The sequence below is a fragment of the Paenarthrobacter sp. E2MeOHC11 genome (assembly GCF_058744955.1).
Genome location: NZ_CP196673.1, coordinates 2,558,498 through 2,583,269 on the forward strand (window position 1 = coordinate 2,558,498; position 24,772 = coordinate 2,583,269).

General features: G+C 63.3%; 28 protein-coding genes. 12 read left to right on the top strand and 16 right to left on the bottom strand.

Going from position 1 to position 24,772, the window contains the following annotated elements:
• Nucleotides 1-11 precede the first annotated feature (11 nt).
• Nucleotides 12-242: a hypothetical protein gene (locus ACSSVG_RS12005; RefSeq protein ID WP_253464931.1), complete on the bottom strand. Its 231-nt coding sequence runs from the start codon at nt 240-242 to the stop codon at nt 12-14.
• 45 nt (nt 243-287) lie between these two features.
• On the opposite strand from ACSSVG_RS12005, the gene ACSSVG_RS12010 reads away from it, so the two are divergent.
• Nucleotides 288-1,352: an ATP-dependent DNA ligase gene (locus ACSSVG_RS12010; RefSeq protein ID WP_253464928.1), complete on the top strand. Its 1,065-nt coding sequence runs from the start codon at nt 288-290 to the stop codon at nt 1,350-1,352.
• Here ACSSVG_RS12010 and ACSSVG_RS12015 read toward each other — a convergent pair whose 3' ends face one another.
• The 9 genes from ACSSVG_RS12015 to ptsP form a co-directional block, all read right to left on the bottom strand.
• Nucleotides 1,353-1,625: a DUF6480 family protein gene (locus ACSSVG_RS12015; protein ID WP_253464924.1), complete on the bottom strand. Its 273-nt coding sequence runs from the start codon at nt 1,623-1,625 to the stop codon at nt 1,353-1,355.
• Between the two features lie 80 nt (nt 1,626-1,705).
• Complete coding sequence (locus ACSSVG_RS12020; RefSeq protein ID WP_492415021.1) at nt 1,706-2,527, bottom strand: alpha/beta fold hydrolase; 822 nt, start codon at nt 2,525-2,527, stop codon at nt 1,706-1,708.
• Entirely contained in the window at nt 2,527-3,186 is a 660-nt protein-coding gene (locus ACSSVG_RS12025; RefSeq protein ID WP_492415022.1) for a maleylpyruvate isomerase family mycothiol-dependent enzyme, read from the bottom strand. Before ACSSVG_RS12025 ends, ACSSVG_RS12020 begins: the two co-directional genes overlap by 1 nt.
• 18 nt (nt 3,187-3,204) lie before the next feature.
• Nucleotides 3,205-3,519 carry a hypothetical protein gene (locus tag ACSSVG_RS12030; RefSeq protein ID WP_231342372.1) on the bottom strand — a complete coding sequence of 105 codons (315 nt, stop codon included), beginning with the start codon at nt 3,517-3,519 and terminating at the stop codon, nt 3,205-3,207.
• Between the two features lie 3 nt (nt 3,520-3,522).
• Complete coding sequence (locus tag ACSSVG_RS12035) at nt 3,523-3,774, bottom strand: hypothetical protein (RefSeq protein ID WP_159706486.1); 252 nt, start codon at nt 3,772-3,774, stop codon at nt 3,523-3,525.
• Between the two features lie 80 nt (nt 3,775-3,854).
• On the bottom strand, nt 3,855-4,274 hold the full coding sequence (locus tag ACSSVG_RS12040; RefSeq protein ID WP_492415023.1) for a helix-turn-helix domain-containing protein: 420 nt from the start codon (nt 4,272-4,274) through the stop codon (nt 3,855-3,857).
• A gap of 51 nt (nt 4,275-4,325) precedes the next feature.
• Nucleotides 4,326-5,027 carry a DUF8817 family protein gene (locus ACSSVG_RS12045; protein ID WP_492415024.1) on the bottom strand — a complete coding sequence of 234 codons (702 nt, stop codon included), beginning with the start codon at nt 5,025-5,027 and terminating at the stop codon, nt 4,326-4,328.
• 29 nt (nt 5,028-5,056) lie between these two features.
• The gene (locus tag ACSSVG_RS12050; protein WP_231342384.1) at nt 5,057-5,335 is read right to left on the bottom strand and encodes an HPr family phosphocarrier protein; all 279 of its coding nucleotides are present in this window, start codon (nt 5,333-5,335) and stop codon (nt 5,057-5,059) included.
• A gap of 29 nt (nt 5,336-5,364) precedes the next feature.
• Nucleotides 5,365-7,065, bottom strand: a complete 1,701-nt coding sequence (gene ptsP / locus ACSSVG_RS12055) for a phosphoenolpyruvate--protein phosphotransferase (protein ID WP_492415025.1) — start codon at nt 7,063-7,065, stop codon at nt 5,365-5,367.
• 129 nt (nt 7,066-7,194) lie between these two features.
• Between ptsP and ACSSVG_RS12060 the strand changes: the two genes are divergently transcribed.
• The 7 genes from ACSSVG_RS12060 to ACSSVG_RS12090 all read left to right on the top strand — a co-directional run bounded on the left by ACSSVG_RS12060 (nt 7,195) and on the right by ACSSVG_RS12090 (nt 15,252).
• Nucleotides 7,195-7,917, top strand: coding sequence for a TetR/AcrR family transcriptional regulator (locus ACSSVG_RS12060; RefSeq protein ID WP_018780189.1), 723 nt, complete (start codon nt 7,195-7,197; stop codon nt 7,915-7,917).
• Nucleotides 7,918-7,983: 66 nt separating this feature from the next.
• Complete coding sequence (locus ACSSVG_RS12065; protein WP_231342401.1) at nt 7,984-10,017, top strand: PTS mannitol transporter subunit IICBA; 2,034 nt, start codon at nt 7,984-7,986, stop codon at nt 10,015-10,017.
• On the top strand, nt 10,017-11,165 hold the full coding sequence (locus ACSSVG_RS12070) for a mannitol-1-phosphate 5-dehydrogenase (RefSeq protein WP_492415026.1): 1,149 nt from the start codon (nt 10,017-10,019) through the stop codon (nt 11,163-11,165). Before ACSSVG_RS12065 ends, ACSSVG_RS12070 begins: the two co-directional genes overlap by 1 nt.
• 321 nt (nt 11,166-11,486) lie before the next feature.
• Nucleotides 11,487-12,437, top strand: a complete 951-nt coding sequence (locus ACSSVG_RS12075; RefSeq protein WP_492415027.1) for a siderophore ABC transporter substrate-binding protein — start codon at nt 11,487-11,489, stop codon at nt 12,435-12,437.
• Between the two features lie 26 nt (nt 12,438-12,463).
• Nucleotides 12,464-13,471 carry an ABC transporter permease gene (locus ACSSVG_RS12080; RefSeq protein WP_492415028.1) on the top strand — a complete coding sequence of 336 codons (1,008 nt, stop codon included), beginning with the start codon at nt 12,464-12,466 and terminating at the stop codon, nt 13,469-13,471.
• Nucleotides 13,464-14,480, top strand: coding sequence for an iron chelate uptake ABC transporter family permease subunit (locus ACSSVG_RS12085; RefSeq protein ID WP_231340232.1), 1,017 nt, complete (start codon nt 13,464-13,466; stop codon nt 14,478-14,480). Before ACSSVG_RS12080 ends, ACSSVG_RS12085 begins: the two co-directional genes overlap by 8 nt.
• A 13-nt stretch (nt 14,481-14,493) precedes the next feature.
• Complete coding sequence (locus tag ACSSVG_RS12090) at nt 14,494-15,252, top strand: iron ABC transporter ATP-binding protein (protein WP_231340233.1); 759 nt, start codon at nt 14,494-14,496, stop codon at nt 15,250-15,252.
• A gap of 78 nt (nt 15,253-15,330) precedes the next feature.
• Here ACSSVG_RS12090 and cycA read toward each other — a convergent pair whose 3' ends face one another.
• The 5 genes from cycA to ACSSVG_RS12115 form a co-directional block, all read right to left on the bottom strand.
• Complete coding sequence (gene cycA / locus ACSSVG_RS12095; protein ID WP_492415029.1) at nt 15,331-16,791, bottom strand: D-serine/D-alanine/glycine transporter; 1,461 nt, start codon at nt 16,789-16,791, stop codon at nt 15,331-15,333.
• 174 nt (nt 16,792-16,965) lie between these two features.
• The gene (locus tag ACSSVG_RS12100; protein ID WP_253464898.1) at nt 16,966-17,727 is read right to left on the bottom strand and encodes an ABC transporter permease; all 762 of its coding nucleotides are present in this window, start codon (nt 17,725-17,727) and stop codon (nt 16,966-16,968) included.
• Nucleotides 17,724-18,521 (bottom strand): ABC transporter ATP-binding protein, encoded by a 798-nt coding sequence (locus ACSSVG_RS12105; RefSeq protein WP_492415030.1) that lies wholly within the window; start codon nt 18,519-18,521, stop codon nt 17,724-17,726. Before ACSSVG_RS12105 ends, ACSSVG_RS12100 begins: the two co-directional genes overlap by 4 nt.
• A complete protein-coding gene (locus ACSSVG_RS12110) occupies nt 18,518-18,883 on the bottom strand; it encodes a DUF1048 domain-containing protein (RefSeq protein WP_231340236.1) in 366 nt (121 codons plus the stop codon). The genes ACSSVG_RS12105 and ACSSVG_RS12110 overlap by 4 nt, the downstream gene beginning before the upstream one ends.
• A 1-nt stretch (nt 18,884) precedes the next feature.
• Complete coding sequence (locus tag ACSSVG_RS12115) at nt 18,885-19,214, bottom strand: PadR family transcriptional regulator (protein WP_141283837.1); 330 nt, start codon at nt 19,212-19,214, stop codon at nt 18,885-18,887.
• A 103-nt stretch (nt 19,215-19,317) separates the two neighbouring features.
• On the opposite strand from ACSSVG_RS12115, the gene ACSSVG_RS12120 reads away from it, so the two are divergent.
• The 4 genes from ACSSVG_RS12120 (at nt 19,318) to ACSSVG_RS12135 (ending at nt 23,077) form a co-directional block, all read left to right on the top strand.
• Nucleotides 19,318-19,824: a GNAT family N-acetyltransferase gene (locus ACSSVG_RS12120; protein WP_231340237.1), complete on the top strand. Its 507-nt coding sequence runs from the start codon at nt 19,318-19,320 to the stop codon at nt 19,822-19,824.
• A gap of 185 nt (nt 19,825-20,009) precedes the next feature.
• Nucleotides 20,010-21,323, top strand: coding sequence for an HNH endonuclease (locus tag ACSSVG_RS12125; RefSeq protein WP_492419195.1), 1,314 nt, complete (start codon nt 20,010-20,012; stop codon nt 21,321-21,323).
• A 27-nt stretch (nt 21,324-21,350) separates the two neighbouring features.
• A complete protein-coding gene (locus tag ACSSVG_RS12130) occupies nt 21,351-21,791 on the top strand; it encodes a MarR family winged helix-turn-helix transcriptional regulator (RefSeq protein WP_231340238.1) in 441 nt (146 codons plus the stop codon).
• Nucleotides 21,792-21,838: 47 nt separating this feature from the next.
• On the top strand, nt 21,839-23,077 hold the full coding sequence (locus tag ACSSVG_RS12135) for an MFS transporter (protein ID WP_492415031.1): 1,239 nt from the start codon (nt 21,839-21,841) through the stop codon (nt 23,075-23,077).
• A 72-nt stretch (nt 23,078-23,149) separates the two neighbouring features.
• On the opposite strand, the gene ACSSVG_RS12140 is transcribed toward ACSSVG_RS12135, so the two are convergent.
• Complete coding sequence (locus ACSSVG_RS12140; protein WP_492415032.1) at nt 23,150-24,619, bottom strand: sugar porter family MFS transporter; 1,470 nt, start codon at nt 24,617-24,619, stop codon at nt 23,150-23,152.
• Between the last annotated feature and the right edge of the window lie 153 nt (nt 24,620-24,772).

Consider the following 24,772-nt stretch of genomic DNA (forward strand, 5'->3'; position numbering starts at 1 on the left):
TTGAGGGGCCTCTAGCGCTTACGCTTCGGGGCCGGCGCTGGGGCCGGGAGCTCGTGCTGGATCTTCTGGATTTGATGTGCCTGATGAGTCTCAGGGCGGAAGATCTCGTCGGCGATGCCCAGCATCCCGCCCGCCGCCGCACGCCTGACTCCGCGCTTGGACTGCCGCGAGGTCCAGTACCAGAGGCCGGCGAGGAGCGCGGGAACTCCGAGTACTGCGGCCAACACGGCCAAGATATCCATGGCATAAGACTAGCTTCGGCGTGCACCGGCAGGTAGACATTGTCTATGGACCTGCCAGTGATGCCGCCCGTCTCGCCCATGCTCGCCAAGTCCGTTCCGGCCATCCCCGATGTTGGGCACTATGAGCCCAAGTGGGACGGCTTCAGGACCATCGTCTTCAAGGATGGGGACGAGGTCATCCTGGGCAGCCGCAACGAGAAACCCATGACCAGGTACTTCCCGGAGCTGGTGGACGCGCTGCGGAAGAACCTCCCGGACAAATGCGTGATTGACGGCGAGATTGTCCTGATCCAGGGCAACAGGCTCGAATTCGAGGTGCTTCAGCAGCGGATCCATCCCGCGGACAGCCGGGTCCGGATGCTCGCTGAGAAGACCCCATCATCCATGATCGCCTTCGACATCCTGGCCCTGGGCGGTGAGGACCTGATGGGCAGGCCGTTCTCTGAGCGCCGCGCCATCCTTGAACGCGCGCTCGCCAAGGCTGAGCCTCCCGTCTACGTGACGCCCGCGGTGACAGACCTTGAGCGGGCGCAGGAGTGGTTCGTGCAGCTCGAGGGCGCAGGCTTGGACGGTGTGCTGTCCAAGCCGCTGGATGGGACCTATCAACCCAACAAGCGCGTGATGTTCAAGACCAAGCACGAGCGGACGGCGGACTGCGTGGTGGCCGGATTCCGCTGGCACAAGACGGCGAAAGTTGTGGGGTCCATGCTGTTGGGCCTTTATAACGACGCCGGACGCCTCCAGCACGTGGGGGTGGTGGCCTCATTCCCCATGGCCAAGCGGGAAAGCCTGGTGGCCGAGCTTGAGCCCTACCAGGTTGAACTCAGCGAGCACCCTTGGGGCGAGTGGGCCAGCCAGGGCGAAGGGGTCGCGGGTTCCCGGATGCCTGGTGCCCAGAGCCGGTGGAGCGGGGGCAAGGACTTCTCGTTCGTGCCGCTGCGCCCCGAACTGGTGATCGAGGTGGCCTACGACTACATGGAGGGCGACCGCTTCCGCCACACCACGCAGTTCCGGCGGTGGCGGCCGGACCGAACCCCTGAAAGCTGCACATATTCGCAGCTGGAGGAGCCGGCGGAGTACGACCTCGGTGAGATCCTGAGGCTGCCGTAGTTACTCCTCGTGCCCTTGGTCGCTGCTCATGCTGCCCTCGGCGGGCGGGGTTTCCCCTGGGGGTACTCCGCCGCCGGGCTCGAGTCCCGTGACATTTCCGTCCAACGGATCGGGGTTGGCGGAGGCTGCCGGGTCATTGTCTTCGTCCTGGCGCAATTCCGGATCGGCGTTCACATGGTCGTTCCGGGCCGCGGGGGTTGTTGCGGCACCGTAGGGCCCCGTAGCGCCGGTCACGCCGAAGCCCTGCTCGTCCTGGGGGTCTTTACTGGTCACGATCAGCCCTTTCGTAAGCAAACTTACTAATACGCTTGCTCCGCCAGCCTATCCGGGACGGGCTGAGCCAACAAGGGCACCTAGCCGTGGAGTGTCGTCGCAGTAACGAAGCTCCGGATGGCATCCGCCACGGCCTTCGGGCGCATGTGCTGAGCCACGTGTCCGACGCCGGGAATTTCCACCAAGCGACCCTCTGCAACCGCCCGCGACAGCCGAAGCGACCAATCAGGACCTGCCACGTTGTCGCGGCTTCCACGCAACACCAGCACCGGAACCCTGATCGAAGCCAGGCGTTTCTCCGTGGGGTACTTCATCATTACCGGCAACTCGGTGAGGTACCAACGCGGTCCGGAGCGGAAGTAGTCGGAAATGACGATCCAGTTTGACGAGGGGCTCTCGCGGAGCAGCCCGTCGAGGATAAGAGCCAAGGACTGGCGCCCCACGTTCTTGTGGCGCGAATCAACCACCGGTCCCATTAACACCAGTTGCCGGGCGCATTCCGGCGCATGCAAGGCCGCTTCGATGGTGAATTGCACGCCCATGGAATGGCCCACCAGCACGTAGGAACCGATGCCATGGGACGCGAGCGCCGCTGCGATGAAGGCACCGTAATCCTCCACGGAGAGCTGCCGGTCGGGCTTGGGTGTCCCGGCAAAACCGGGGAGGTCCAGGGAATACGTGGGTGCGCCCGCGGCGAGTACGGCATGCAGCCGGGCCAAGTAGCGGTGTGAGACTCCGATGCCGTGGATCAGGATGTACGCGGGTTCGGCGCCCACCTCAGACCCCGACTCGGAGCCAGGCCCAGGCGAAGGCGTGCCCTCGGTCCAGAGGATCCGCCCCTTCAGTCCCAAAACCTCGACGTCTGCAGACAGCAGCGGTGCCGGCTTCCCCAGCGTTGTCATCAGGACTGCCGCTGCAGGAACACAGGAGCGCCAGGGCCGCTCAGTTCGCTCTCCGCTACCGGTCGACCGGACACCGCCAGCAGCAGCGCGATCGCGGGACCTTCAACGGTGGGACCGTCACCGTACTCGAAGCGGGTGTCAGTGGCGACCCAGCGCCAGCCGGCTGCGATCTCCTTGCCGCCACCCATCTTGGTGGTGGTCCGCATTTGGTAGTCAATGGCAGTGGCGACGTGGGCGGCCGGATATTCGCGGTGCAAGCCCAGCGGCCGGCGGATGTCCTCGCCGTGGACGAACGCCTCAACCAGCCTGGTGGCCAGTCCGGCCGGTGGACCGGATGTCCGGGAGAGTACGGCCTCCAACTGGACCAGGGTCTGAGCGGGGTCCCCGGTCTTTTCGCGCTCCACACCCACGGCGTTGTCGCGGTCAAAATCCATCCGGGAAGCAATCATTCGGCTCATGAAATTGAGGCGCGTGGTTTTGGCGCTGTCGATCACGTGAGCCAGGACGTCGTGGACGTCCCAGCCAGGGCACAGCGACGGCGTCTTCCACTGGGCTGGATGGAGTGGTTCCAGATCCTTGATCAGGGCACGGCGTTCCTCATGGACCACGGGCCAGACAATGGAAGGGGAAGTCGACGCCATACTGCTATTGAACCCCATGCCACGGCCACGGGCGGTTTACTGCGAGGGCGGTTCCATGAAGACGCGGTTGCGCGAGGGCCTGCGGGAGTACTGTACGGACCTTGCCAGCCCCGCTGCGCACCACACGAGAAAGGCAGCCGCGGCCGCTGTGAGAGCCCAGGTCACCGGGTAGCCGAGGAAGGGCGCCGATTGGCAGGTGTCGAAACCAACATCGCCCGAGGCCTGACCGCAACCACCGGTTTGCAGCCAGATCAAACCCAGGAAAGGGACCGTGGCGGAAATGAGGACGAGCCACAGCCACGGGCGGTTCCACGGCCATTCGGAGTACTTGGCGCGTCTTTCCTGGGCCATAGGCTATTCCCTGTTCGCGTCGTCCGATTCAGTGGGGTCGACTGCGGGACGTGAAGCCTCAGGCGCCGCGGCCGCCTCAGCCGCGTCCCGGCGTCGTGCGATTCTCGATTCCGTCCACATGGCCACGGCCACGAACACTGTGCACGCGAACATGAATGTTGCCACGAAGTTCAATCCCATGGCAGAGCCCAAGGGTGCGGCAAGGGCCATGGCGGCCAACCCGGCCACGATATGCCACCCTTTGAAATTGCCCACCGATCAAGCGTAACCCCGGCCTTAAGGGGTGCTGGCCCGTTGCGTGGGATCGTTGCTTGATCCTTATCACTCCGACACTTTTAGCCGGCGCTTAAGTCATTTTCGGTGGTCTGGACCGCGGCCGCTTCAGCCTGGTTCTTCTTCTGCGTTTCCAGCCACGCCATGATCGCGGCCTGCCGGATCCGACGATGCGTGCCGCGGTACTCCACGGGGATTTCGCCGCGGTCGGTCATATTGCGCAAGTACGTGTGCGAAATGCCCGCGAGCTCCGCTGCCTGCGAGGTGGTGAGCATTTCCTCCACGCTGCTGACCGTCACCGTTTCGCCCCGGCCCAGCCTCTCAAGGAGGTCGACGACGGCGTCCCTCGCCTGGTCGGGCAGGCGATGGACGGTGCCGTCCACAAACACGGTGATGTCGTTGCTGTCCGCCAACGAGCGTGCCATATTCCGGGCGTCATCGGCGGGGAGGCCTGCTGTGACGCGGGGAGCTATCAATGCCATGGCAGAAGCCTAGCGCGAGCCTGCCGCGGACCGGCGTTCGTTGCGGCCCAACTACAACGACGCCCGGAGTTCGGCGGCATTGGCCAGCTCTGCGGCCAACGCTTCCCGTTCCCCGGAGGTCAGGGTGAGGGCATCCACGCTATCCAGCACTGAAGCGGCGAGCCCGGGGTCGCCGGTGCGGTGGTGCAGCTCAGCGAGGTACACCAGCAGGGGCAGCTTCTCGGCGCCCGTTGCTTCCCCGTGGCGCAAAAGCCCCGCCTCGATCACCGAGATAGCCCGGGCTTCGTCCCCATGGGAGTCGCCTTGCCGGGTAGCGCTCATCAGCACTCTTTCCAGACGGCTTTCCGAGCCGGAGCCATCATCCTCGGTTTCACCCAAGGCGCTGATCCGTAGCCAGTTCCCGCCCGGATCCACCACGGTGAACCCAGCTGTCGTTCCCTGCTTGCGGCGGGGGCGGGTGATCCGCGGAATCCCGGCAATGGGCAACTTGCCGAAAGCAGCACGAAGTCCGGTTGCGAATTCGTCGAACAGCACACCCGTATCCTCGACCAGCAGGATGGCGGTGCCCATCGAGTTCTCCGGCTCGAACGCCTCCAGGCCGAAGAAGTGCAGGTCGATCCCGCCCCGGTTGAAGCACACGTAGGGGTTTGGCCGCGCCTGCCGGAAGGTCACTTTGAAGCCCAGGGCCTCGTAGAACGGCACGATGTCGTCGAGGTACCGGCACGGCAGGATGGGGATCGCGCGCTCGTTCATAGCCCGAACCTACACCAGCCCAGCGAGAGCTACTCCGCGTCCAGGTCCGTCTCCAGCAGCTTCACCAGTGCGTCCAGAGCAGCGTCGGCGCCGTCGCCCTCTGCCCGCAGCACCACGACGTCGCCCTTCGCGGCGCCGAGCGTCATGAGCGAAAGGATGCTGGCGGCGTCGAGCGCGTCGTCGGCGGGTTCGCCCTGCATGGCGATGGTGACCTCAACCGGCTGCCCGCCGGCGGCTTCGGCGAACAAAGCGGCCGGCCTGGCATGCAATCCGGAGCGGCTGGCGATGGTGGCTGTGCGTTCGGGCATGGTGTTCTCCTAAAGGTCGGAAACGAGAATTAGAGGCCGAGTTCTTCGAGCACGGGGAGTTTGGCGCGGACCCAGTCCCGGGCCTCAAGGGCACTCGGCGCGGACAGAGCAAGCCGAGCGAGTTCCTGCGCCTGCTCCAGGGTGACGGTCTTTAATACAGTCCCGACGGCGGCCAAGGATCGCGCGGTCATGGACAGTGTGGTGACGCCCAGCCCGGTCAGTACGACGGCGAGGGCCGGGTCCGCGGCTGCCTCACCACAGACGCCCACGGGCTTGGGATCACCTTCGCGGCCGGAGCCTTCCTGCGCGGCGCCTTCAACGGTGAGCTGGACGAGACGGAGCACGGCGGGCTGCCACGGGGTGTTGAGCTCGGCGAGGGGGCCGAGCTGGCGGTCGGCGGCCATGGCGTACTGGGTGAGGTCGTTGGTGCCAAGGGAAGCAAAGCCCACCTCCCGCAGTACGGTGGCTGCGGTCAGTGCCGCGGAGGGGACTTCCACCATGACGCCGGGCGTCTGGATTCCAGCGGCGGCGCACAACGAGGCGAAACGTCCGGCTTCGGCGGCCGTGGAAATCATGGGCGCCATGACCCACACATCGGCTTCGGACCCGGAGGCTGCCCGGGCAATGGCTTCGAGCTGGCGCTCCAGGACACCCGGTGTGGTGAAGTCGGTGCGGTAGCCGCGGACACCCAGTGCAGGGTTGGGCTCGGTGGCATCCGTGAGGAAGGGCAGGGGCTTGTCCGCGCCTGCATCCAGGGTGCGGAGGACAACCTTCTTGCCCGGGAACGCGTCGAACACGGCCTTGTAGGCCGCGGCTTGCTCGTCCACGGAGGGCTCGGTGTCACGCTCCAGGAAGCAGAACTCGGTGCGGAACAGGCCAACACCTTGGGCGCCGAGGCTTGCGGCTGCCACCGCGTCCTTGGCTCCGCCGACGTTGGCGAGCAGCGGCACCAAGTGGCCGTCCGCCGTCGTGCCGTTTCCGTCGAATTCGGCGAGGGTGGCGGAGGTTTCCGCCCAGGCCGTCGCAGCAGTGCGCTGCTCATCGGTGGGCGGAACGGCAACGTAGCCGGCCGCGCCGTCGACGTACACCTCGGAACCGTCGGCCACGGAGTCAACCCCGTGCGCGGCAACAACCGCAGGCAGGCCGAGGGAGCGGGCAATGATCGCGGTGTGGGACTGTGGCCCGCCGCCGGAGGTCACCAGTGCCAGCACTACAGCGGGATTCAGCGTTGCAGTGTCGGCCGGGGCCAGGTCTTCCGCGACCAGGATGAAAGGCGTCTCCGAGGCGGGGATGCCAGGAGCCGGGACCCCGCGGAGTTCGGCAACAATGCGGGCGCGGACATCCAGGACATCGGTGGCGCGCTCGGCCATGTAGCCGCCCAGGTTGTGCAGCATTTCAGACACGGAAGCACCCGCTTCCCAGATGGCCCTCTCGGCTGAGGAGCCGCCGTTGATCAGCTTGGCTGCCGACTTCAGGAGCATGGTGTCCTTGGCCATCAGCGCAGTGGCTTCAAGGACGGCCTTGCCGTCGCCGGAAGCACTGTCCGCACGTCCCTTGAGCTCGTCATGGACCGCCTGCGCAGCCGCTTTCAAGCCCGCGACGGCGTCTTCCGGACTCACGTCCGCAGCCAAACGCTCTCCCGACGGCGGCTCACTCACCGGCTTGGGCATCTGGCGGACGGAACCAATGATGCGGCCAGGGCTTACCCCTACTCCTTGGAAATTCTGCACTGAATCCTCTGTTCCTGCTTGTTGGTTCAGGCCCGCCGGCGACGGCACCGGGAGCCTCGAAAACTAGCCTACAAAATTCCTTTGTGAGCCACTTCATATAGCAACGCTATAGGTGCTAGGGTAGCGGTTATGAGTTTCGATGACCAGCTTCCGCCCAAAATTCGGTTGCTTCGCGCAGCTGCCGAATTGCTGGCGAATTCGGAGGGGTCAGCGGTCTCAACGCGCCAGATCACCAAGCTTGCCGGGGTCACGGCGCCCACGCTTTACCACCACTTTGGTGACAAAGAAGGACTGTTCGACGCCGTTGTTTCAGCCGGTTTCGAAGAGTACGTGGCGGGAGAGCGGGATTTTGCACCGTCCGGGGAGCCTCTGGAAGACGTCCGGCGGATGTGGGACAACCACGTCCAGTTCGGCCTGACCCAACCCCATCTTTATCTGGTCATGTTCGGCAACATCAGGCCGGAAAGCCGCCCAGCAATCGTGGCCGATGCTGAAGCGCTCCTGGAAGAAATGCTGAACAAGGCCGCCATTGCCGGTCAGATCAACGTGCCGCCCCGCGAAGCGGCACGCAGCATTCTGGCGGCCAATGTGGGCGTAACGCTCATGTTGATCGCCGAACCGGTGGAAGAACGGAACCTCGAGCTCTCAACGATGACCCGGGATTCCATGATTTTTGCCGTCTCCACGGAAACCGCCCGTGGCGCCGCAGCCGACGACTCCGGTAAGTCCTCGGTAGTTGTTGCGGCAATCGCCCTGAATGCGGCACTGCAGGCCTCGCATTCGGACCAACTTTCCAGCTCTGAACTGAAGCTCTTCCTCGAATGGCTTCACCGCATTTCCAGCAGCTCCTAAGGCTGTTCTCTCTCGATCTATATCGACTGACCCCGCGCCGCCGCGGGACACACGTTAGGAATTCACATGGCAACAGAGACAGTTGCGAAGCCCCGCACCAGCGTGCGCGTTGGTGTCCAGAAGTTCGGAACATTCCTCTCCGGCATGATCATGCCCAACATTGGCGCCTTCATCGCCTGGGGTCTGATTACGGCGCTGTTCATCGAGAAGGGCTGGATTCCAGTTCCCGCGCTCGGTGGTTTCGGCACCAATGCCGAGGGGGTTCCCAACATAGGCCTTGTTGGCCCGATGATCACCTACCTGCTCCCGCTGCTGATCGGCTACACCGGCGGCAAGATGGTCCATGACGTCCGTGGTGGCGTGGTGGGAGCCATCGGCACCATGGGCGTGATCGTCGGCGCGGGCATCCCGATGTTCATTGGCGCCATGATCATGGGCCCGCTGGGTGGCTGGACCATGAAGCAGCTTGACCGCCTCTGGGACGGCAAGATCCGCCCCGGCTTCGAGATGCTGGTGAATAACTTCTCCGCCGGCATCTGGGGCGCCCTGTTGGCCATGCTTGGCTTCTACGGCATTTCCCCGTTGGTTTCGGCCTTCAGTACCGGCGCCGGAAACGTCGTCCAGTTCCTGGTCAACAACGGCCTGCTGCCGCTGACCAGCATCTTCATCGAGCCCGCCAAGGTCCTCTTCCTCAACAACGCCATCAACCACGGCGTGCTGACCCCCTTAGGCATCCAGCAGTCGCTGGAGCAGGGCAAGTCCATCCTGTTCCTCCTGGAGGCCAACCCCGGCCCGGGCCTCGGCATCCTGCTGGCCTACATGTTCTTCGGCCGTGGTGCCGCCAAAGCGTCGGCTCCCGGTGCGGCGATCATCCACTTCCTCGGCGGCATCCACGAGATCTACTTCCCATATGTCCTGATGAAGCCCATCCTGATCCTCGCGGCTATCGGCGGCGGCATGACGGGCATCGCAACATTGGCCATCACCAACTCGGGTTTGGTTGCTCCTGCAGCGCCTGGTTCCATCATTGCCGTGATCGCCCAGACGTCGCGAGACAGCTACGTTGGCGTGATCCTCGCGGTGATCCTGGCGACCGCCGTCTCCTTCCTCATTGCGTCGTTGATCCTGCGCACCTCCAAGAACAAGGGCGAGGACGACCTCACCGAGGCCACCTCGCGCATGGAAGCCATGAAGGGCAAGAAGAGCTCCGTCTCTTCGGCACTCGTCGGCGATCGCGCCGGTGACCAGGGCGGAACCGTCCTGACCCGGCCGGTCCAGAACATCGTGTTCGCCTGCGACGCCGGCATGGGCTCCAGTGCAATGGGTGCCTCGGTGCTGCGCAACAAGATCAAGGCGGCCGGCTTCCCGGACGTCAAGGTCACCAACTCCGCCATCGCCAACTTGAACGACACCTACGACGTTGTCGTCACCCACGAGGACCTCACCGAACGTGCCCAGCCACGCACCTCCAGTGCCGTGCACTACTCGGTGGATAACTTCATGAACAGCCCGCGGTACGACGAAATCGTTGAACTGGTACGGAGCAGCAACAGCGAAGAAGGCACGACGGCGGCCCCCGCCGGAGACGCCCAGCCCGCCGCAGCTGCCACAACAGCAGCCGCCACCCACGGTGCACATGCCGCCGAGCCGGCCGCCGCCGTCGAGGGTAAGGGTGTCCTGCTCCGCGAAAGCGTGGTCCTTAATGGCACGGCCACTGACCGTGACGCGTCCATCGACGAAGCCGGCAAACTCCTGCTGGACCGCGGTGCCGTTGATGTCAGCTACGTTCACGCCATGCACGAGCGCGAGGAATCCGTGTCCACCTACATGGGCAGCTTCCTGGCGATCCCGCACGGCACCAACGATGCCAAGGAACACATCAACCACTCGGCAGTGTCCATCATCCGCTACCCCGAGGGCATCGACTGGGGCGGAAAGCAAGTGAAGTTCGTCGTCGGCGTGGCCGGCATCAACAACGAACACCTCCACATCCTTTCGTCGATCGCCAAGATCTTCACCAACAAGGCGCAGGTTGCCCAACTGGAAGAAGCCACCACGGTTGACGAAGTCCTGGAGCTGTTCGGAAAGGTCAACGCATAGTGAAGGCAGTCCATTTTGGGGCAGGCAACATCGGGCGGGGCTTCGTGGGGCTGCTGCTCCACGAAGCCGGCTATGAGGTGGTGTTCGCGGATGTTGCGGACGCGCTGATCACCCAGCTCGCCTCGGCCAGCAGCTACGACGTCCACGAGGTAGGCGAGAACCCGGCGGTCAAGACAGTCACCGGTTTCCGTGCCTTCAACTCGGGTTCGCAGGAAGCTGCTGTTGTTGAGGAAATCTCGACGGCGGACGTGGTCACCACTGCCGTGGGGCCGCACATCCTGAAGTTCGTGGCGCCCGTGATTGCCCGCGGGCTGGCTGCCCGACCGGTGGATCTGCCACCTCTTCAGGTCATGGCATGCGAGAACGCCATCAACGCCACGGACCTCCTTCACACGGAGATCCGTGCGGCGTGGGACGATTCGGCAGGCGACCTGGACGCCGTCGCTGTTTTTGCCAACACCGCAGTGGACCGCATTGTCCCCAACCAGGCGCCGGGCCAGGGCCTGGACGTCACGGTGGAGACCTTCTATGAGTGGGTCATCGATCGCACGCCTTTTGGCGATAGTGCGCCGGGCATTCCCGGGGCTACCTTCGTGGATGAGCTGGGCCCGTACATCGAGCGCAAGCTGTTCACGGTGAACACGGGCCATGCTTCGGCGGCATACTTCGGTTACCAGGCCGGTCTTGAGAAGATCTCCGACGCCATGGCCGATCCGTCCGTGGCTGCGAAGGTCCGGGCTGTGCTGGAGGAAACGAAGGAACTTCTGGTGGCCAAGCACGGGTTCGTGGAGGCGGAACAGGAAGCGTATGTGCAGAAGATCCTGTCCCGCTTCACCAACCCGCACCTGCCGGACACCGTGAACCGCGTGGGCCGCGCGCCCTTGCGGAAGCTCGGCCGGCACGAGCGCTTCGTTGGCCCCGCGGCTGAGCTCGCCGAGCGTGGCGTCACTCCGGTAGCGCTGCTTGAGGCCATGTCTGCAGCCCTTCGTTTCGACGACGGTGCCGATGACGAAGCCGTGGAGCTCGCAAGGATGCTGTCGGAGATGGACGCGGCTGCCGCCGTCGAACGCATCACGGAACTGACGCCTGCGCACCCACTGTTCCCGGCGTTGCAAAAGCTCGTGGAGGACCGCAAGGCCGAGGCCTGACCCTCTCTCACCTTCTGCCCCCTTCAGGCTGACCTTCTCTCACGGAACGGCTCGATCAGGCGGACGGTCTCTCACTGTCTCCAGACAGGCCCGACGTCGGCACTCACCCGGGCGCCGACGTCGGGCCTTTCGCGTCGAGTTGCAGCAGGGCGTGGACAGGGGTGGGGAGGGTTTTGGTCTCCGGCAGGAGAAAAACCAGTGAGTTTGCTCACTTTTGCCCATTGGAGGGCCTTTCGGTTTTGAAGTTAGCCTCACCTTACTAATAGAGTCAAAAACAATTAGGCAACACATCTATGACTTATTAGTGAGTGGAGTACTGGCGTGAAAAAGAGGCTGTCGAGCTACATTGGGGCACTGGCTGCAGGCGCTGCCTTGCTGACCGTCACGGCGTGTGGAAACGGCGCGACGGCGTCCTCGCAGCCTGAAGAAGCCAGCACCATCACCATCGAGCACGCCCAGGGCTCCACCTCCAACGTTCCCGTCAATCCGGCCAAGGTTGTCACCTTCGATCTCGGCGTCCTGGACACCATGAACGCACTCGGCGTCGAGCCCACCGGTGTTCCCGAGGCCAGCTACCCGGAGGCCCTGAAGAAGTTTTCCGAGGCCAAGTACGCCAAGGTCGGCTCGCTCAAGGAACCGGACTTCGAAGCCGTCAGCTCCGCAGCGCCGGACCTCATCATCATCTCCGGCCGCACTGCCGGCGCCTACGAGGAACTGAGCAAGATTGCCCCCACCATCGACCTCTCGGTTGACGCCGCGAAGCCGATGGAAAGCTTCAAGGCCCAGACGGAGAAGCTCGGTAAGATCTTCAAGAAGGAAGACGAAGTCGCTTCCAAGCTCGCCGAGGTGGACAAGACCATCGCCGACACGAAGGCCAAGGCCGCCACGGCTGGCAAGGGCCTGATCGTCCTCACCTCAGGCGGTGAAGTCACCGCGTACGGTGCGGGTTCCCGCTTCGGCATCATCCACGACGTCCTGGGCGTTCCCACCGCTGCCGACGTCAAAGCTGAGGGTTCCCACGGCGAGGCCGTTTCCTTTGAATACATCAAGGAAACCAACCCGGACATCCTCTACGTCATCAACCGCGACACCGCGATCGGCACCGCAGGCTCCACAGCCAACCCCATCCTGGACAACGAGCTGGTGAAGTCCACCAACGCAGCCAAGAACAACAAGATCGTCAACCTCGATCCCGCCGGCTGGTACCTCGTGGGCTATGGCCTGAACAACGTCCAGGCCATGGTCACCGCAGTGGCCGATTCTGTCGCCTGATATCCCGCATTACCTGAAGTTCTGACGTGACAACTACAGCCGTGCGCCCCGCGGCACCAGCACGCCGCAACCGGACTGGCGAGACCGCCCGACTGGTTGCGGCGGCTGTCGTTGTGCTGGTGATCGCCGTGGGCAGCATCTTCGTGGGTGTCAGTGATGTTTCCCTGTCTGCTTTGATGGCGAACGACGCCGGAGCCTGGGAAATCTTCTGGGTGTCGCGGGTGCCGCGCACCGTTGCTGTGGTGCTGGCCGGGATGGCCGTCGCCGTCGCCGGGTTAATCATGCAGCTCATGGCCCGGAACCGGTTCGTGGAGCCCTCCACCGTGGGCACAGTTGAATCAGCGACGCTCGGAATCCTGGTAGTCACGGTTCTTGCCCCTGACTCACCGATCCTCACCAAAATGATCGTGGCTTCTGTGTTCGCCGTACTCGGCACCGCGCTCTTCCTGGCCATTCTCCGCAGGCTCCCCGCCCGCAACACCCTGCTTATTCCGCTGGTAGGCATCATGCTGGGCGGCATCATTGCTGCAGTCACCACGTTCTTCGCCTACCGCTTCGATCTTCTCCAGACCCTGAGCAACTGGATGATCGGCGACTTCTCCGGCGTGCTCCGCGGACGGTACGAACTGCTGTGGATCGTGGCCGTGCTGGTGTTGCTGGGCCTCTTTGCCGCCGACCGCTTCACTGTGGCCGGCATGGGCCAGGACTTCACCACCAACCTCGGCCTGAACTACGCGCGCACCATGCGGCTGGGGCTGATGATCGTTTCGTTGATCTCCGCCGTTGTCGTCACGACGGTTGGCGCCGTTCCCTTCCTGGGGCTCGTGGTGCCGAATATCGTGTCCCTGCTGTTCGGAGACAACCTCCGCCGGGCCGTTCCGTGGACCGCCTTGTTCGGAGCCGCGTTCGTGCTGGTCTGCGACATCATCGGCCGGGCCATCCGGTTCCCCTATGAAGTGCCCGTCGGCATGGTCATGTCCGTGCTGGGCGCCATCCTGTTCCTTTTCCTGCTGTTGAGGAAACGCAATGCCTGAAGCGCTCCTGACCGCACCCCGTCTGTCCGCCCGCACCCGCTGGCGTGAGGCCATCCGCAGCACCCCGCCGGGACTGGTGATCGGCATCCTGGCGATTGCCGCCGTCGTGCTCGTTGCCGTTTTCCTGACAATCGACCTCAAAGGCAACATCGCCTACATCCTGCCCCGCCGGGCCATCAAGGTGTCCGCGATGCTGCTGGTGGCTATCGCGGTGGGGGTTTCCACGCTGCTGTTCCAGACCGTGACGGCCAACCGGATCCTGACGCCGTCCATCATGGGGTTCGATTCGCTGTACATCCTGGTGCAGACCGCGCTGGCGTTCGTGGCGGGTGCCGCGACGTTGGCGACGGCTCCGTCAACGCTGAAATTTGGGCTCGAGATCCTCCTGATGGTGGGCTTCAGCGCCTTCCTGTACCGGTGGATGTTCACCGGCGCCACGCGATCCCTGCACCTGTTGCTGTTGGTGGGGATCGTCCTGGGGACACTGTTCCGTGGCTTTTCCTCGCTCTTGCAGCGGCTGATGGAACCCAGCGAATTCATCATCCTGCAGGACCTGTTCTTTGCCAGCTTCAACAATGTGGATCCCGGCCTGCTGGGTGTTTCCGCGGTGCTGATCGCTCTGGTGTGCGTTGGGGTGTGGCGGATGCGGCACACCCTGGATGTGCTGGCGCTGGGCCGGGAAGTGGCCATCAACGTAGGCGTCGACCACAAGCGCGTGGTGATGCGGGTGCTGCTCGCGTGCTCGCTGCTGGTGGCTATTTCCACTGCGCTGGTGGGGCCGGTGACGTTCTTCGGGCTCCTGGTGGTCAGCCTCGGCTACCAGCTCTGCCGCGGTTTCCGGCACGCCTGGCTGCTGCCGATCGTGGTGCTGATCGGTGCCATTGCGTTGGTGGGTGGCCAATTGCTGTTGGAGCGCGTCTTCGGTTTCGCCACGGCGCTGAGCGTCATCATCGAGTTCACTGGCGGCATCCTCTTCCTTTACCTGTTGCTGAAAGGCTCACTGAAATGACTGGGGTCTGCCCATGATTACCGTCCGGAACGTGACCAAGCGCTACGGCGGCACCACTGTGCTGGACGACGTGAGCTGCGAGATCCCTCGCGGCGGCATCACGTCCATCATCGGCCCCAACGGTGCGGGCAAGTCCACGCTGCTCTCGTTGATCAGCCGTCTCCAGCCCATGGACGCCGGGGGAGTGTCGGTGGCTGGCTTGGATGTCACAGCGACGCCCAGCAAGGAACTGGCCAGGACCATGGCCATCCTGCGGCAGGAAAACCACCTGACCATGCGGCTCACGGTCCGCGACCTCGTGGCTTTTGGCCGCTTCCCGCACAGCGGCGGCAGGCCCACGGTGGAGGACCTTGAACACGTGGACGAGGCCATCCGGCAGCTGGACCTCACGTCCATGGCCGACAAATTCGTGGACGAGCTCTCCGGCGGTCAGCGTCAGCGCGCGTACATCGCGATGGTTCTGGCTCAGGACACCGAATACCTGCTGCTTGATGAACCGCTGAACAACCTGGACATGAAGCACTCCGTGGAGATGATGCGGTTGCTGCGCCGGCTGGCGGACGAGCTCGGGAAGACCATTGTCCTGGTGGTCCACGACATCAACTTTGCGTCCTGCTACTCGGATACCATCCTGGCCATGAAGGACGGCCGGCTCATCCATCAGGGCACGCCTTCGGAGATCATGCGCGCCGGGATGCTGCACGACGTCTACGACATCGACATCCGCATCGAGGAAATCGACGGCAACCGCATCGGCGTGTACTTCGCCTGACGCTTTCAGTTGTACAAAGAAAGCCCGACGTCGGCACCCAAGCTGGGTTCCGACGTCGGGCTTCACTTGTTTTGGGCGCTAGCGCGCTGCCGCGGTTTCCGCCTCGGACATCGCCTTCCACTCGGCCACGCGGGCCTGGTGGAGGGGTGTCTTGCGGACCACGGCATAGGCGATGCCGAGGATCGCGAACCAGATGGGCGTCACCAGAAGGGCAGTGAGCGTGTCAGGCTGCGTGGTCAGCGCCCAGACCAGGAACGCGAAGAACGCGAAGACCACCCATACCATCGGGATGCCGCCGGGCATCTTGAATGACGAGGCCGCGTGCTGCTCGGGCCGGCGCTTGCGGTACACGAGGTAGCTGGCCAGGATGATCGACCACACGAACATGAAGCAGACCGCGGACACGGTGGTCACCATATCGAACGCGACGCCAACGTCCTTGCCCGCGTAGAGAAGGGCGACGCCGGCCAGCAGCAGAACGCAGGACAGGAACAGTGCGTTCTGGGGTACTTTTCGGCTGGAGAGCCGGCCGAAGAGCTTGGGCGCGTCGCCGTCGTTGGCCAAGCCGTAGACCATGCGGGAGGTCGAGTAGATGCCGGAATTGGCCGAGGACATGGCCGAGGTGAGCACCACGAGGTTGACCACGGTGGCTGCCATACCCAGGCCGGCCAGGGAGAACATGGCGATGAACGGGCTCTGGCCGGCTTTGAACTCGGTCCACGGGGTGACCGACATGAGGATGATGAGCGCGCCTACATAGAAGAGCATCACGCGCAGGGGGATGGCGTTGATGGCGCGGGGCAGGTTGTGCTCCGGGTTCTTGGTTTCGGCTGCGGCGGTGCCTACCAGCTCGATGCCGACGAAGGCGAAGACGGCGATCTGGAAGCCGGCCACGAATCCCATGAATTCCTTGGGGAAGAACCCGCCGTGGCTCCAGAGGTTGGTGAAGCTCGCGGTGCCTGCGTTGGACTGGAAGCCGGTGAAGATCATGACCAGGCCTACGACGATCAGCGCCACGATGGCCACGATCTTGATGAGTGCGAACCAGAATTCGGTCTCGCCGAAGGCCTTGACCGTGGGGAGGTTGAGGAGCAGCAAGATGATGATGGTGGCGAGGCCCGGGATCCAGAGTTGGATTCCCGGCCAGAGTTCGTTGGCGTAGCCCGCAATCGCGATGACGTCCGCAACACCGGTGACTACCCAGCAGAACCAGTAGGTCCAGCCGGTGAAGAACCCGGCCCAGGGACCGAGGAGGTCGCCCGCGAAGTCGCTGAAGGACTTGTAGTTCAGGTTGGACAGCAGCAACTGGCCCATGGCCCGCATGACGAAGAAGAGCATGAAGCCGATGATCATGTACACGAAGATCACCGAGGGACCGGCAACGGAGATGGTTTTGCCGGAGCCCATGAAGAGGCCCGTTCCGATGGCGCCGCCGATGGCCAGGAGCTGGATGTGGCGGTTGCTGAGCGAGCGTGACAGGTGGGGCTCGCTGTCCCTGCTGGAGGCGCGGAGCTGCCCCTGTGTTGTCTGGTCGGACATTAGTTCAAGAACCCTTCGAAGGACCCGCCACAATAGTGACGGCCGTTACAAATCTGTTCGATAAAGCTATAGCTAATGTCTGACAAATGGCGAATCCGTCTGAATGGCGAAAGCTCCCGCCCTGGTTGAGGGGGAGCTTAGGCCTTCTCTGGCGCTGAGTTCAGGCTGCGGGCACTACGCGATCTGGCGTTTATAAGCAGCAGTTGCGAAGCCGTAGGAGACGACCAGGATTCCCAGGCACCAAGCCAGGGCAACCCAGATGTCTCCGCCCACCGGACGCTGCGCGAACAGATCCTGGATGGTGTTCACGATGGAGGTGACCGGCTGGTTCTCGGCGAACCAGCGGACCGGGCCAGGCATGGTCTCCGTCGGGACGAAGGCCGAGCTGATGAACGGCAGGAAGATCAGCGGGTAGGAGAACCCGCCGGCGCCGTCCACGGACTTCGCGGAGAGGCCGGCGATAATGGCGATCCACGTAAGCGCCAAGGTGAAGAGTGCCAGGATTCCCGCGATGGCCAGCCAATCAAGCACGTTGGCCGACGTCCGGAACCCCATGAGGAGCGCCACCAGCACGATGATCACCAGTGAGAGTCCGTTGGCCACCAAGGAGGTCAGGACATGCGCCCAGAGAACCGAGGAACGTGCGATGGGCATGGACTGGAACCGCTCGAAGATGCCGCTCTGCATATCAGTGAACAAGCGGACCGCCGTGTAAGCGATACCGGAAGCGATCGCGATCAACATGATGCCCGGGAGCAAGTAGTTCACGTAATTCTCGGTGTCGGTCCTGATGGCTCCGCCGAATACGTAGACGAAGAGCAACATCAGGGCGATCGGGGTGATCGCAGTGGTGATGATGGTGTCAACGCTCCGGAAGATGTGCCGCATGGAGCGGCCCAGCAGCACGGACGTGTCTGCGAAGAAATGGGTGTTCATGACCTGTCCTTTACTGACTCGTTGTTATCGGTTGGGACGTTTCCGCCACTTCCCACCAGGGCCAGGAAGATGTCCTCCAGGCTCGGCTGCTTCTCGACGTATTCGATCTTGGCCGGCGGCAGCAGCTGCTTGAGCTCCGCGAGGGTGCCGTTGGCGATGATGCGGCCCTCGTGGAGGATGGCAATGCGGTCTGCGAGATGCTCAGCCTCATCGAGGTACTGCGTGGTGAGCAGCACCGTGGTCCCTTGGTGGGCGAGGTTCTTGACGATCTGCCACACTTCCAGGCGGGCCTCCGGGTCCAGGCCGGTGGTCGGCTCGTCCAGGAAGATCACTTTCGGATTGCCGATCAGGCTCATGGCGATATCCAAGCGACGCCGCATGCCGCCGGAGTACGTCGCTACCTTGCGGGCCCCGGCGTCGGTGAGGCTGAACTGCGCCAGCAACTCATCCGCGATCTGCCCAGGGCCCTTCAAGTGACGCAGTTTTGCCACCAGGATCAGGTTCTCCTTGCCGGACAGGACCTCGTCCACTGCGGCGAACTGACCCGTGAGGCTGATGGACTGCCTTACCTGGAGCGGCTCCGCAGCCACATCAAAACCCTCGACGGCGGCCGAACCGCCATCCGTTTTGAGCAGCGTGGACAGGATCTTCACCATGGTGGTCTTGCCCGCTCCGTTGGAGCCGAGAAGGGCGAAAATGCTGCCTGACGCTACTTCGAAGTCCACCCCGCGCAGGACGTGGAGATCCTTGTACGACTTCTCAATGCCCTCTACCCGGATTGCCGTTGCAGTCATGATTCAGCCTCCTTTGCCTTGTCGATTGCCTTGGTGAGGCGCTCGCGTTCCTTGTCGATCCAGCGCTTGCCGCCATATGCCTGGGCAAAGGCCTCGGCGAACTCGATGGGATCCTCGCCGACGATTTCGCTTACGGGCGTGCCATCGATTGCTGCGCGTTCCCAGAGGTCGGCAAGGTCCGTGAACATCTGCACCATGGTGTCTCCCTCGGTGACGCCGCCGTAGTACATCAAGTACCTGTTGAAGGCGGTCGCTACGGTGAGGTACGGCTCGGGCAGGGCGTCCAGCCGTGCTTTGGCCTGCTTGTACTGCTTCTTCTGCTCGAGTGATCCGGTGACCAGCTCGATCCATTTTGCTGCCATGTTATTTTCCTTCCTTGCGGAGCTCTTCAATCCGTCCGGACAGGAAGCTCCATGTGTTCCAGAATTCGTTCAGTTCCTTTTCGCCCTGTGTGTTGAGCGTGTACACCTTGCGGGGCGGCCCTTTCTCGGATGGCCGCTTTTCAACGTCCACCAGCCCCTTTTGCTCGATCCTGACCAGCAGCGCATACACGGTGCCTTCAGCGATCTCGGTGAAGCCCTGTTCCCGGAGCAGCGTGGTGATCTCGTATCCATACGCTGCCTTTCCGGTCAGGAGGGCCAGGACAATGCCCTCCAATGTGCCTTTGAGCATCTCCGTCATTTGCTTGCCCATCGGACACCTCCCTCACTACTCAGTATTACTAGCTACCACTACATAGTAGAACTAAGTACCGGTACTTAGCAATACTGAGTTCCAGCCACAATGGCATGCTGGGATGGTGACTACGGAATCTGGTACCGCACCCGCCCTGATGACTGCCGCCGTCGAACCTGGCACGTTCAGCCTGAGGCGGGCCCGCAAGGGCGACCTGCCTCGGATCCTCGCTTTGCTGGCGGACGATCAGTTGGGTGCCACCCGCGAGAGCGTCGACGACCTGGCGCCCTACGAGCGGGCTTTTGACGCGATCGACGCCGATCCGGCCCACCTTCTGGTGGTCGGTGAACTCGCCGGGGATGTTGTTGCCACGTTCCAGCTCAGCTACCTTCCGGGGTTGTCCCGCAAGGGGTCCTGGCGGGCGCAGATCGAGGCCGTCCGGGTGTCGGACGTGCTGCGCGGCCAGGGTGTTGGGGCGCTGATGATCGAGTGGGCTATCGACCAGGCGCGCGAGCGGGGCTGCTCGCTGGTGCAACTGACGACCGACAAATCCCGTGTGGCAGCGCACCGTTTCTACTCACGGCTCGGCTTCGTCGCGAGTCATGAGGGAATGAAGCTGACGCTCTGAGCCGGGGCGCGGTGGTTCGGCTTACGTTTTCCACATAGGCAGATTCCGGCCTTACGGGGCCGTTGGCCCGCTGGAAGAGTTGGGCCATGGAGAAGATTCGGGAGCGGCAAGCGATTGATTCGGACTCACATGCCCTGCTGATGGCGCCCCAGCCTGACAGCTCCGCGCCCAGCGTCTCCGCTCTCATGGGGCTGCTGAGGGCCCTTTGCCTTGGGTCGACCTGTGGTGAGTTGATTGATCAGCTGCGCGGTTTAGAGGATCTGAAGTCGGCTATCTCAAGCGTCCAGGCCCGGGCGGCCGTAGCCTTCGACCTCACGCGTCGCAGCGAGCAAGCGTCGGCTGGCATTCCCACCTCTGAGCAAGGGCAGGGTTCGGGCGCGGAGATCGCGTTGGCGCGTCGTGGATCACCAAGTCGCGGCTCGCGTCTCCTCGGGCTGGCCAAAGCGTTAGTGACGGAGATGCCGCGCACCATGGCTGCCTTGGAATCTGGACAGCTCAATGAATGGCGCGCCACCTTGCTCGTGAAAGAGACGGCCTGCCTCTCCTTGGAGGATCGGCGCGCCGTGGACGAGGAACTCGCACCTGACGCCGGCACCTTCGATGGTGTCGGCGACAAAGCCATCATCGCCGCAGCGAAAGCCGCCGCCTATCGTCGCGATCCCCGTACCGTTGCCCAGCGCGCCAGTCACGCTGCCACGGAGCGGAACGTCAGCCTGCGCCCCGCGCCGGACGCCATGACATACCTGACCGCCCTGCTTCCTGTCGCCCAAGGGGTTGCCGTGTATGCCGCACTCACCCGGAAGGCGGACTCTGTACGTTCCGCTGGTGAATCACGGAACAGGGGCCAGGTTATGGCAGACACCCTCGTCGAACGCATTACCGGCAGGCGCGGCGGAATCAGTGGTGTCGACCTTGAGGTCATCATGACGGACCGCGCGCTGTTCCAAGGGGACAGTGAGCCGGCTCGTCTCAAGGGCTACGGAATCGTCCCGGCGGCATGGGCGAGAGCCTTGGTTGGCGCCGGAGGGGCTGCCTTTGACGAGCCTGGTGAAAGGAGGCCGTATGCGGCGGGCGGTAGTCCGTTGCCAACGAAGGATCCCGAGTTCACCGTGTGGCTTCGCCGCCTCTACACAGCACCGTCCACCGGGGAGCTCATCACCATGGACTCCAAGGCGCGACTCTTCCCGCCTAGATTGAGGCGTTTCATCGAAGTCCGGGACGATACTTGCCGTACGCCCTACTGCGACGCGCCCATTAGGCATATCGACCACATCGTCCCGTGGCAATCAGGTGGTACCACCACTGTGACCAACAGTGCAGGACTCTGCGAAGCCTGCAACCACACCAAGGAAAACCCTGGTTGGGCGGCCCAGTCGTTGCCCGAGGGTGTGCACACCCTTGAAATTCGCACACCAACCGGCCACACCTACACATCAAAAGCTCCGGCGCCACCGGGCCACAGACGCGGACCAACTTCACCGGCCAGGCTTGACTATTAGGTACCCTAACTATTAGGCTGCCTAAATATGAACACCTTTGATCCCCGGCTCCTTGACCTCGCGCAGGAGTTTCGCGAGTCACTGCGTCTCGGCGTGTACATGTTCCGACGTCTTGATCCTGAAGGTGACCTTACGGCCGCGCAGCTCAGCCTGCTGTCCATGATCTCCGACGACGGCTTTCGCGTGGGCGACATCGCCAAGAACCTGGGTATCAAAGTCCCGAGCGCTACTGAGCAAATCATCAAGCTTGAGCGAGCCGGCCTGGTTACCCGCCAGCAGGATCCCGACGATTCCCGGGCAGTCCAGGTGGTCATCACCGAAGCGGGGACGTCCGCTGTCGATTCTGCCAACCAGCGGCGCAACGCGATGGTGGCCGAACTCCTTCAGGACCTCACCAGCGACGAAATCGAGCAGCTCGCCGCGGCATTGCCCGTGATCGCCAAACTCAACAGCTCATTCCAGAACTAAGAAAATCCAGCACAACCAGAAAACCAGCACCGACAAGGAGCCATTGAATGTCACGCCAGTTGGCTGACGCTTCAGCAAGCGCCGAAACAACCATCGAAACCACTCTGGAGGCTGAGAAGGCCTCCTTCCTCAAGCAGCCGAAAGCGGTGTGGGCCACCGCCCTCGCGGCCGTTTTCGCGTTCATGGGCATCGGGCTGGTGGATCCCATCCTTCCGGCGATAGCCAAGAACCTTGAGGCATCAACCAGTGAAGTGTCGCTGCTGTTCACCAGCTACTTCCTGGTGACGGCCATCGCCATGTTGATCAGTGGCTTCGTGTCGTCAAGAATCGGTGGCAAGAAGACGCTGCTGATCGGCCTGGCCATCATCGTGGTGTTCGCATCGTTGTCCGGCCTTTCCGGCAGCGTTGAACAATTGGTCGGGTTCCGCGCCGGTTGGGGACTCGGCAATGCACTGTTCGTGGCCACGGCACTTGCGGTAATCGTAGGTGTGGCCAGTGGTGGAACCGGGACGGCCATCATTCTCTATGAAGCCGCCCTCGGTCTGGGTATCTCGCTCGGCCCACTGCTCGGTGCCCTGCTGGGAGGCTGGCAGTGGCGAGCACCGTTCTTCGGCACCGCTGTCCTGATGGCGGCAGCGTTCATCGCCCTGCTGGCACTGCTGCCAAAGACACCCGCTCCCGCCAGGAAATCCCGCCTCAGGGATCCGCTCCTGGCACTCGGGCACAAGGGACTCCGAACCACCGCAGCCAGTGCCCTCTTCTACAACTACGGATTCTTCACCATCCTCGCCTTCACCCCGTTCATCCTGGGCATGGACGCCTACGGGATCGGGGGAGTCTTCTTCGGCTGGGGCGTTGCTGTTGCCGTGTTCTCGGTCTTCGTCGCTCCCGTCCTGCAGAAGCGCTTCGGTGCAGTGAAGGTCCTGACCGGCACCCTGGCCGTCCTCATGCTCGACCTGATTGGGCTGGGACTGGCCGCTGGGCACTCGGTGACCGCCGTCGTCGTGCTTGTCATCGTGGCCGGTGCCCTGCTGGGGATCAACAACACGGTCTACACCGAACTGGCCATGGGCGTGTCTGATTCTCCGCGTCCCGTCGCTTCGGCCGGCTACAACTTTGTGCGCTGGATGGGCGGTGCGTTGGCACCATTCGCTGCAGCCCAGCTTGGCGAGCACTTCGGACCGCAGGTGCCGTTCTTCGCTGGCGCAGTGGCTATGGTGATTGCGATCCTCATTGCTTTTGGAGGCCGCAGCTACCTGAGGTCGCACGAGCCGCACCTGGTGTAAGGGTTGCGCCTTAAGCAAACGAGCCCCGCGGAGATCCGCGGGGCTCGTTGTGTACTACCTGGGGTTGCGCAATTACTTGGGTTCGTCTGAGGCGACTGGCAGCGGCGCCACGGGTGCGCCCTTGGGGACGAACAGTGTTTCGGCCTGCTCGAGGGACATGCCATTCGTCTCAGGAACCTTGAACATCACAAAGAAGAACGACGCCGCGGCGAACGCTGCGTACATGGCGTACGTAAGCGGCAGCGAGCCTGCCGCCATGATGGGGAAGCTGAGAGTGATCGCAAAATTGGCGATCCACTGTGCTGCGGCGGCCAGTCCAAGGGCGCGGGCGCGGATGCGGGACGGGAAGATCTCGCCCAGAAGCACCCACACAAGGGGACCCCATGAGGCGCCGAAGCTGATGACGAACACGTTCGCGGCAACCAAGGCCACAGGACCCCATGCGCCGGGCAGCGAGATTTCCGAGCCGGTGCCGGTCGCTGAGGAGAAGGCCAAGGCCATGACGCCAAGCGATACGGCCATTCCGATGGAGCCGGTCAGGAGGATGGGTCGGCGGCCGATGCGGTCAACGAGTGCGATGGCTACGAGGGTCACCAGGATGTTGGTGACCGACGTGGCGACGGAGATCGTCAGGGAGTCCTTCTCCTGGAATCCGACGGCCTTCCACAACGTGGTGGAGTAGTAGAAGATCACGTTAATGCCGACGAATTGCTGCAGCACGGACAGGATGATGCCGATCCACACCACGGGGAGGAGACCGAACCTGTTGCCGCGCAGCGAGCCCTTTTTGGTGGAGAGCTTCTCCTGCTGAATGGATTCGCGGATCTCACGGATGTGCCGTTCAATGTCGTCGCCCGGGATCAGCTTGTTGAAGATGGTGCGGGCTTGGTCTTCCTTGCCATTGAGTACCAGGAAGTGCGGCGACTCGGGCAGGCGGAAAGCGATCCACCCGTACACAGCTGCAGGAACAGCGCAGGCGATGAACATCCAGCGCCACGCCTCGATGCCCAGCCACAGGGTGCCATCCGCGCCGCCGGCCGAATTGGCCAGCACTGCGTCGGAAAGCAGCGCTGCAAAGATACCAGTGGTGATGGCCAATTGCTGGAGCGATGCCAGACGTCCGCGCACGTGCCGCGGGGAGATTTCGGAGATATAGGCCGGAGCGATTACCGAGGCAAGCCCGATTCCGAGGCCGCCTACGAGGCGCCAGAAGATGAGGTCCCAAACACTGAACGCGAGGCCCGTTCCAACAGCGCTCACCAGGAAGAGAAGCGCGCCGATCTTCATGGCGGGAATGCGCCCATAGCGGTCGGCCACCTTGCCGGCCAGGAAGGCGCCTGCGGCACAACCCAGCAAAGCGACGGCGACGGCGAACCCGGTCAAGGCCTCGCTCATGACGAATTCGTCGGCCATCGCGTCCACGGCGCCGTTGACCACGGAAGAATCGAAGCCGAAGAGGAAGCCGCCCACCGCGCCGGCAACGGCCAGGCCGATCACCTTCCGGGAGACTTGGGGCGCGCCTTCGGTGCTGGAACTGGACATGGGACTCCCTTGGGGGATTGTGGTGTGGGATCGGAGTGCAGGGACGTCGTCGGCTGTTCCGACGGGGACGCCGGTGCACTCGCGCTACACAGTGTGGCACGTCATATCGGCCGAGTTCCAGTCAAGTGACCGACGTGACATGTATTCACGTTG

Bases quoted from the DNA above. Each gene is read 5' to 3' on its own strand.
- ACSSVG_RS12005 (WP_253464931.1), bottom strand. From the start codon at position 242: ATGGATATCTTGGCCGTGTTGGCCGCAGTACTCGGAGTTCCCGCGCTC.
- ACSSVG_RS12010 (WP_253464928.1), top strand. From the start codon at position 288: ATGGACCTGCCAGTGATGCCGCCCGTCTCGCCCATGCTCGCCAAGTCC.
- ACSSVG_RS12020 (WP_492415021.1), bottom strand. From the start codon at position 2,527: ATGACAACGCTGGGGAAGCCGGCACCGCTGCTGTCTGCAGACGTCGAG.
- ACSSVG_RS12025 (WP_492415022.1), bottom strand. From the start codon at position 3,186: ATGGGGTTCAATAGCAGTATGGCGTCGACTTCCCCTTCCATTGTCTGG.
- ACSSVG_RS12030 (WP_231342372.1), bottom strand. From the start codon at position 3,519: ATGGCCCAGGAAAGACGCGCCAAGTACTCCGAATGGCCGTGGAACCGC.
- ACSSVG_RS12040 (WP_492415023.1), bottom strand. From the start codon at position 4,274: ATGGCATTGATAGCTCCCCGCGTCACAGCAGGCCTCCCCGCCGATGAC.
- ACSSVG_RS12045 (WP_492415024.1), bottom strand. From the start codon at position 5,027: ATGAACGAGCGCGCGATCCCCATCCTGCCGTGCCGGTACCTCGACGAC.
- ACSSVG_RS12050 (WP_231342384.1), bottom strand. From the start codon at position 5,335: ATGCCCGAACGCACAGCCACCATCGCCAGCCGCTCCGGATTGCATGCC.
- ACSSVG_RS12060 (WP_018780189.1), top strand. From the start codon at position 7,195: ATGAGTTTCGATGACCAGCTTCCGCCCAAAATTCGGTTGCTTCGCGCA.
- ACSSVG_RS12065 (WP_231342401.1), top strand. From the start codon at position 7,984: ATGGCAACAGAGACAGTTGCGAAGCCCCGCACCAGCGTGCGCGTTGGT.
- ACSSVG_RS12085 (WP_231340232.1), top strand. From the start codon at position 13,464: ATGCCTGAAGCGCTCCTGACCGCACCCCGTCTGTCCGCCCGCACCCGC.
- ACSSVG_RS12090 (WP_231340233.1), top strand. From the start codon at position 14,494: ATGATTACCGTCCGGAACGTGACCAAGCGCTACGGCGGCACCACTGTG.
- cycA (WP_492415029.1), bottom strand. From the start codon at position 16,791: ATGTCCGACCAGACAACACAGGGGCAGCTCCGCGCCTCCAGCAGGGAC.
- ACSSVG_RS12100 (WP_253464898.1), bottom strand. From the start codon at position 17,727: ATGAACACCCATTTCTTCGCAGACACGTCCGTGCTGCTGGGCCGCTCC.
- ACSSVG_RS12105 (WP_492415030.1), bottom strand. From the start codon at position 18,521: ATGACTGCAACGGCAATCCGGGTAGAGGGCATTGAGAAGTCGTACAAG.
- ACSSVG_RS12110 (WP_231340236.1), bottom strand. From the start codon at position 18,883: ATGGCAGCAAAATGGATCGAGCTGGTCACCGGATCACTCGAGCAGAAG.
- ACSSVG_RS12115 (WP_141283837.1), bottom strand. From the start codon at position 19,214: ATGGGCAAGCAAATGACGGAGATGCTCAAAGGCACATTGGAGGGCATT.
- ACSSVG_RS12120 (WP_231340237.1), top strand. From the start codon at position 19,318: ATGGTGACTACGGAATCTGGTACCGCACCCGCCCTGATGACTGCCGCC.
- ACSSVG_RS12125 (WP_492419195.1), top strand. From the start codon at position 20,010: ATGGGGCTGCTGAGGGCCCTTTGCCTTGGGTCGACCTGTGGTGAGTTG.
- ACSSVG_RS12130 (WP_231340238.1), top strand. From the start codon at position 21,351: ATGAACACCTTTGATCCCCGGCTCCTTGACCTCGCGCAGGAGTTTCGC.
- ACSSVG_RS12135 (WP_492415031.1), top strand. From the start codon at position 21,839: ATGTCACGCCAGTTGGCTGACGCTTCAGCAAGCGCCGAAACAACCATC.
- ACSSVG_RS12140 (WP_492415032.1), bottom strand. From the start codon at position 24,619: ATGTCCAGTTCCAGCACCGAAGGCGCGCCCCAAGTCTCCCGGAAGGTG.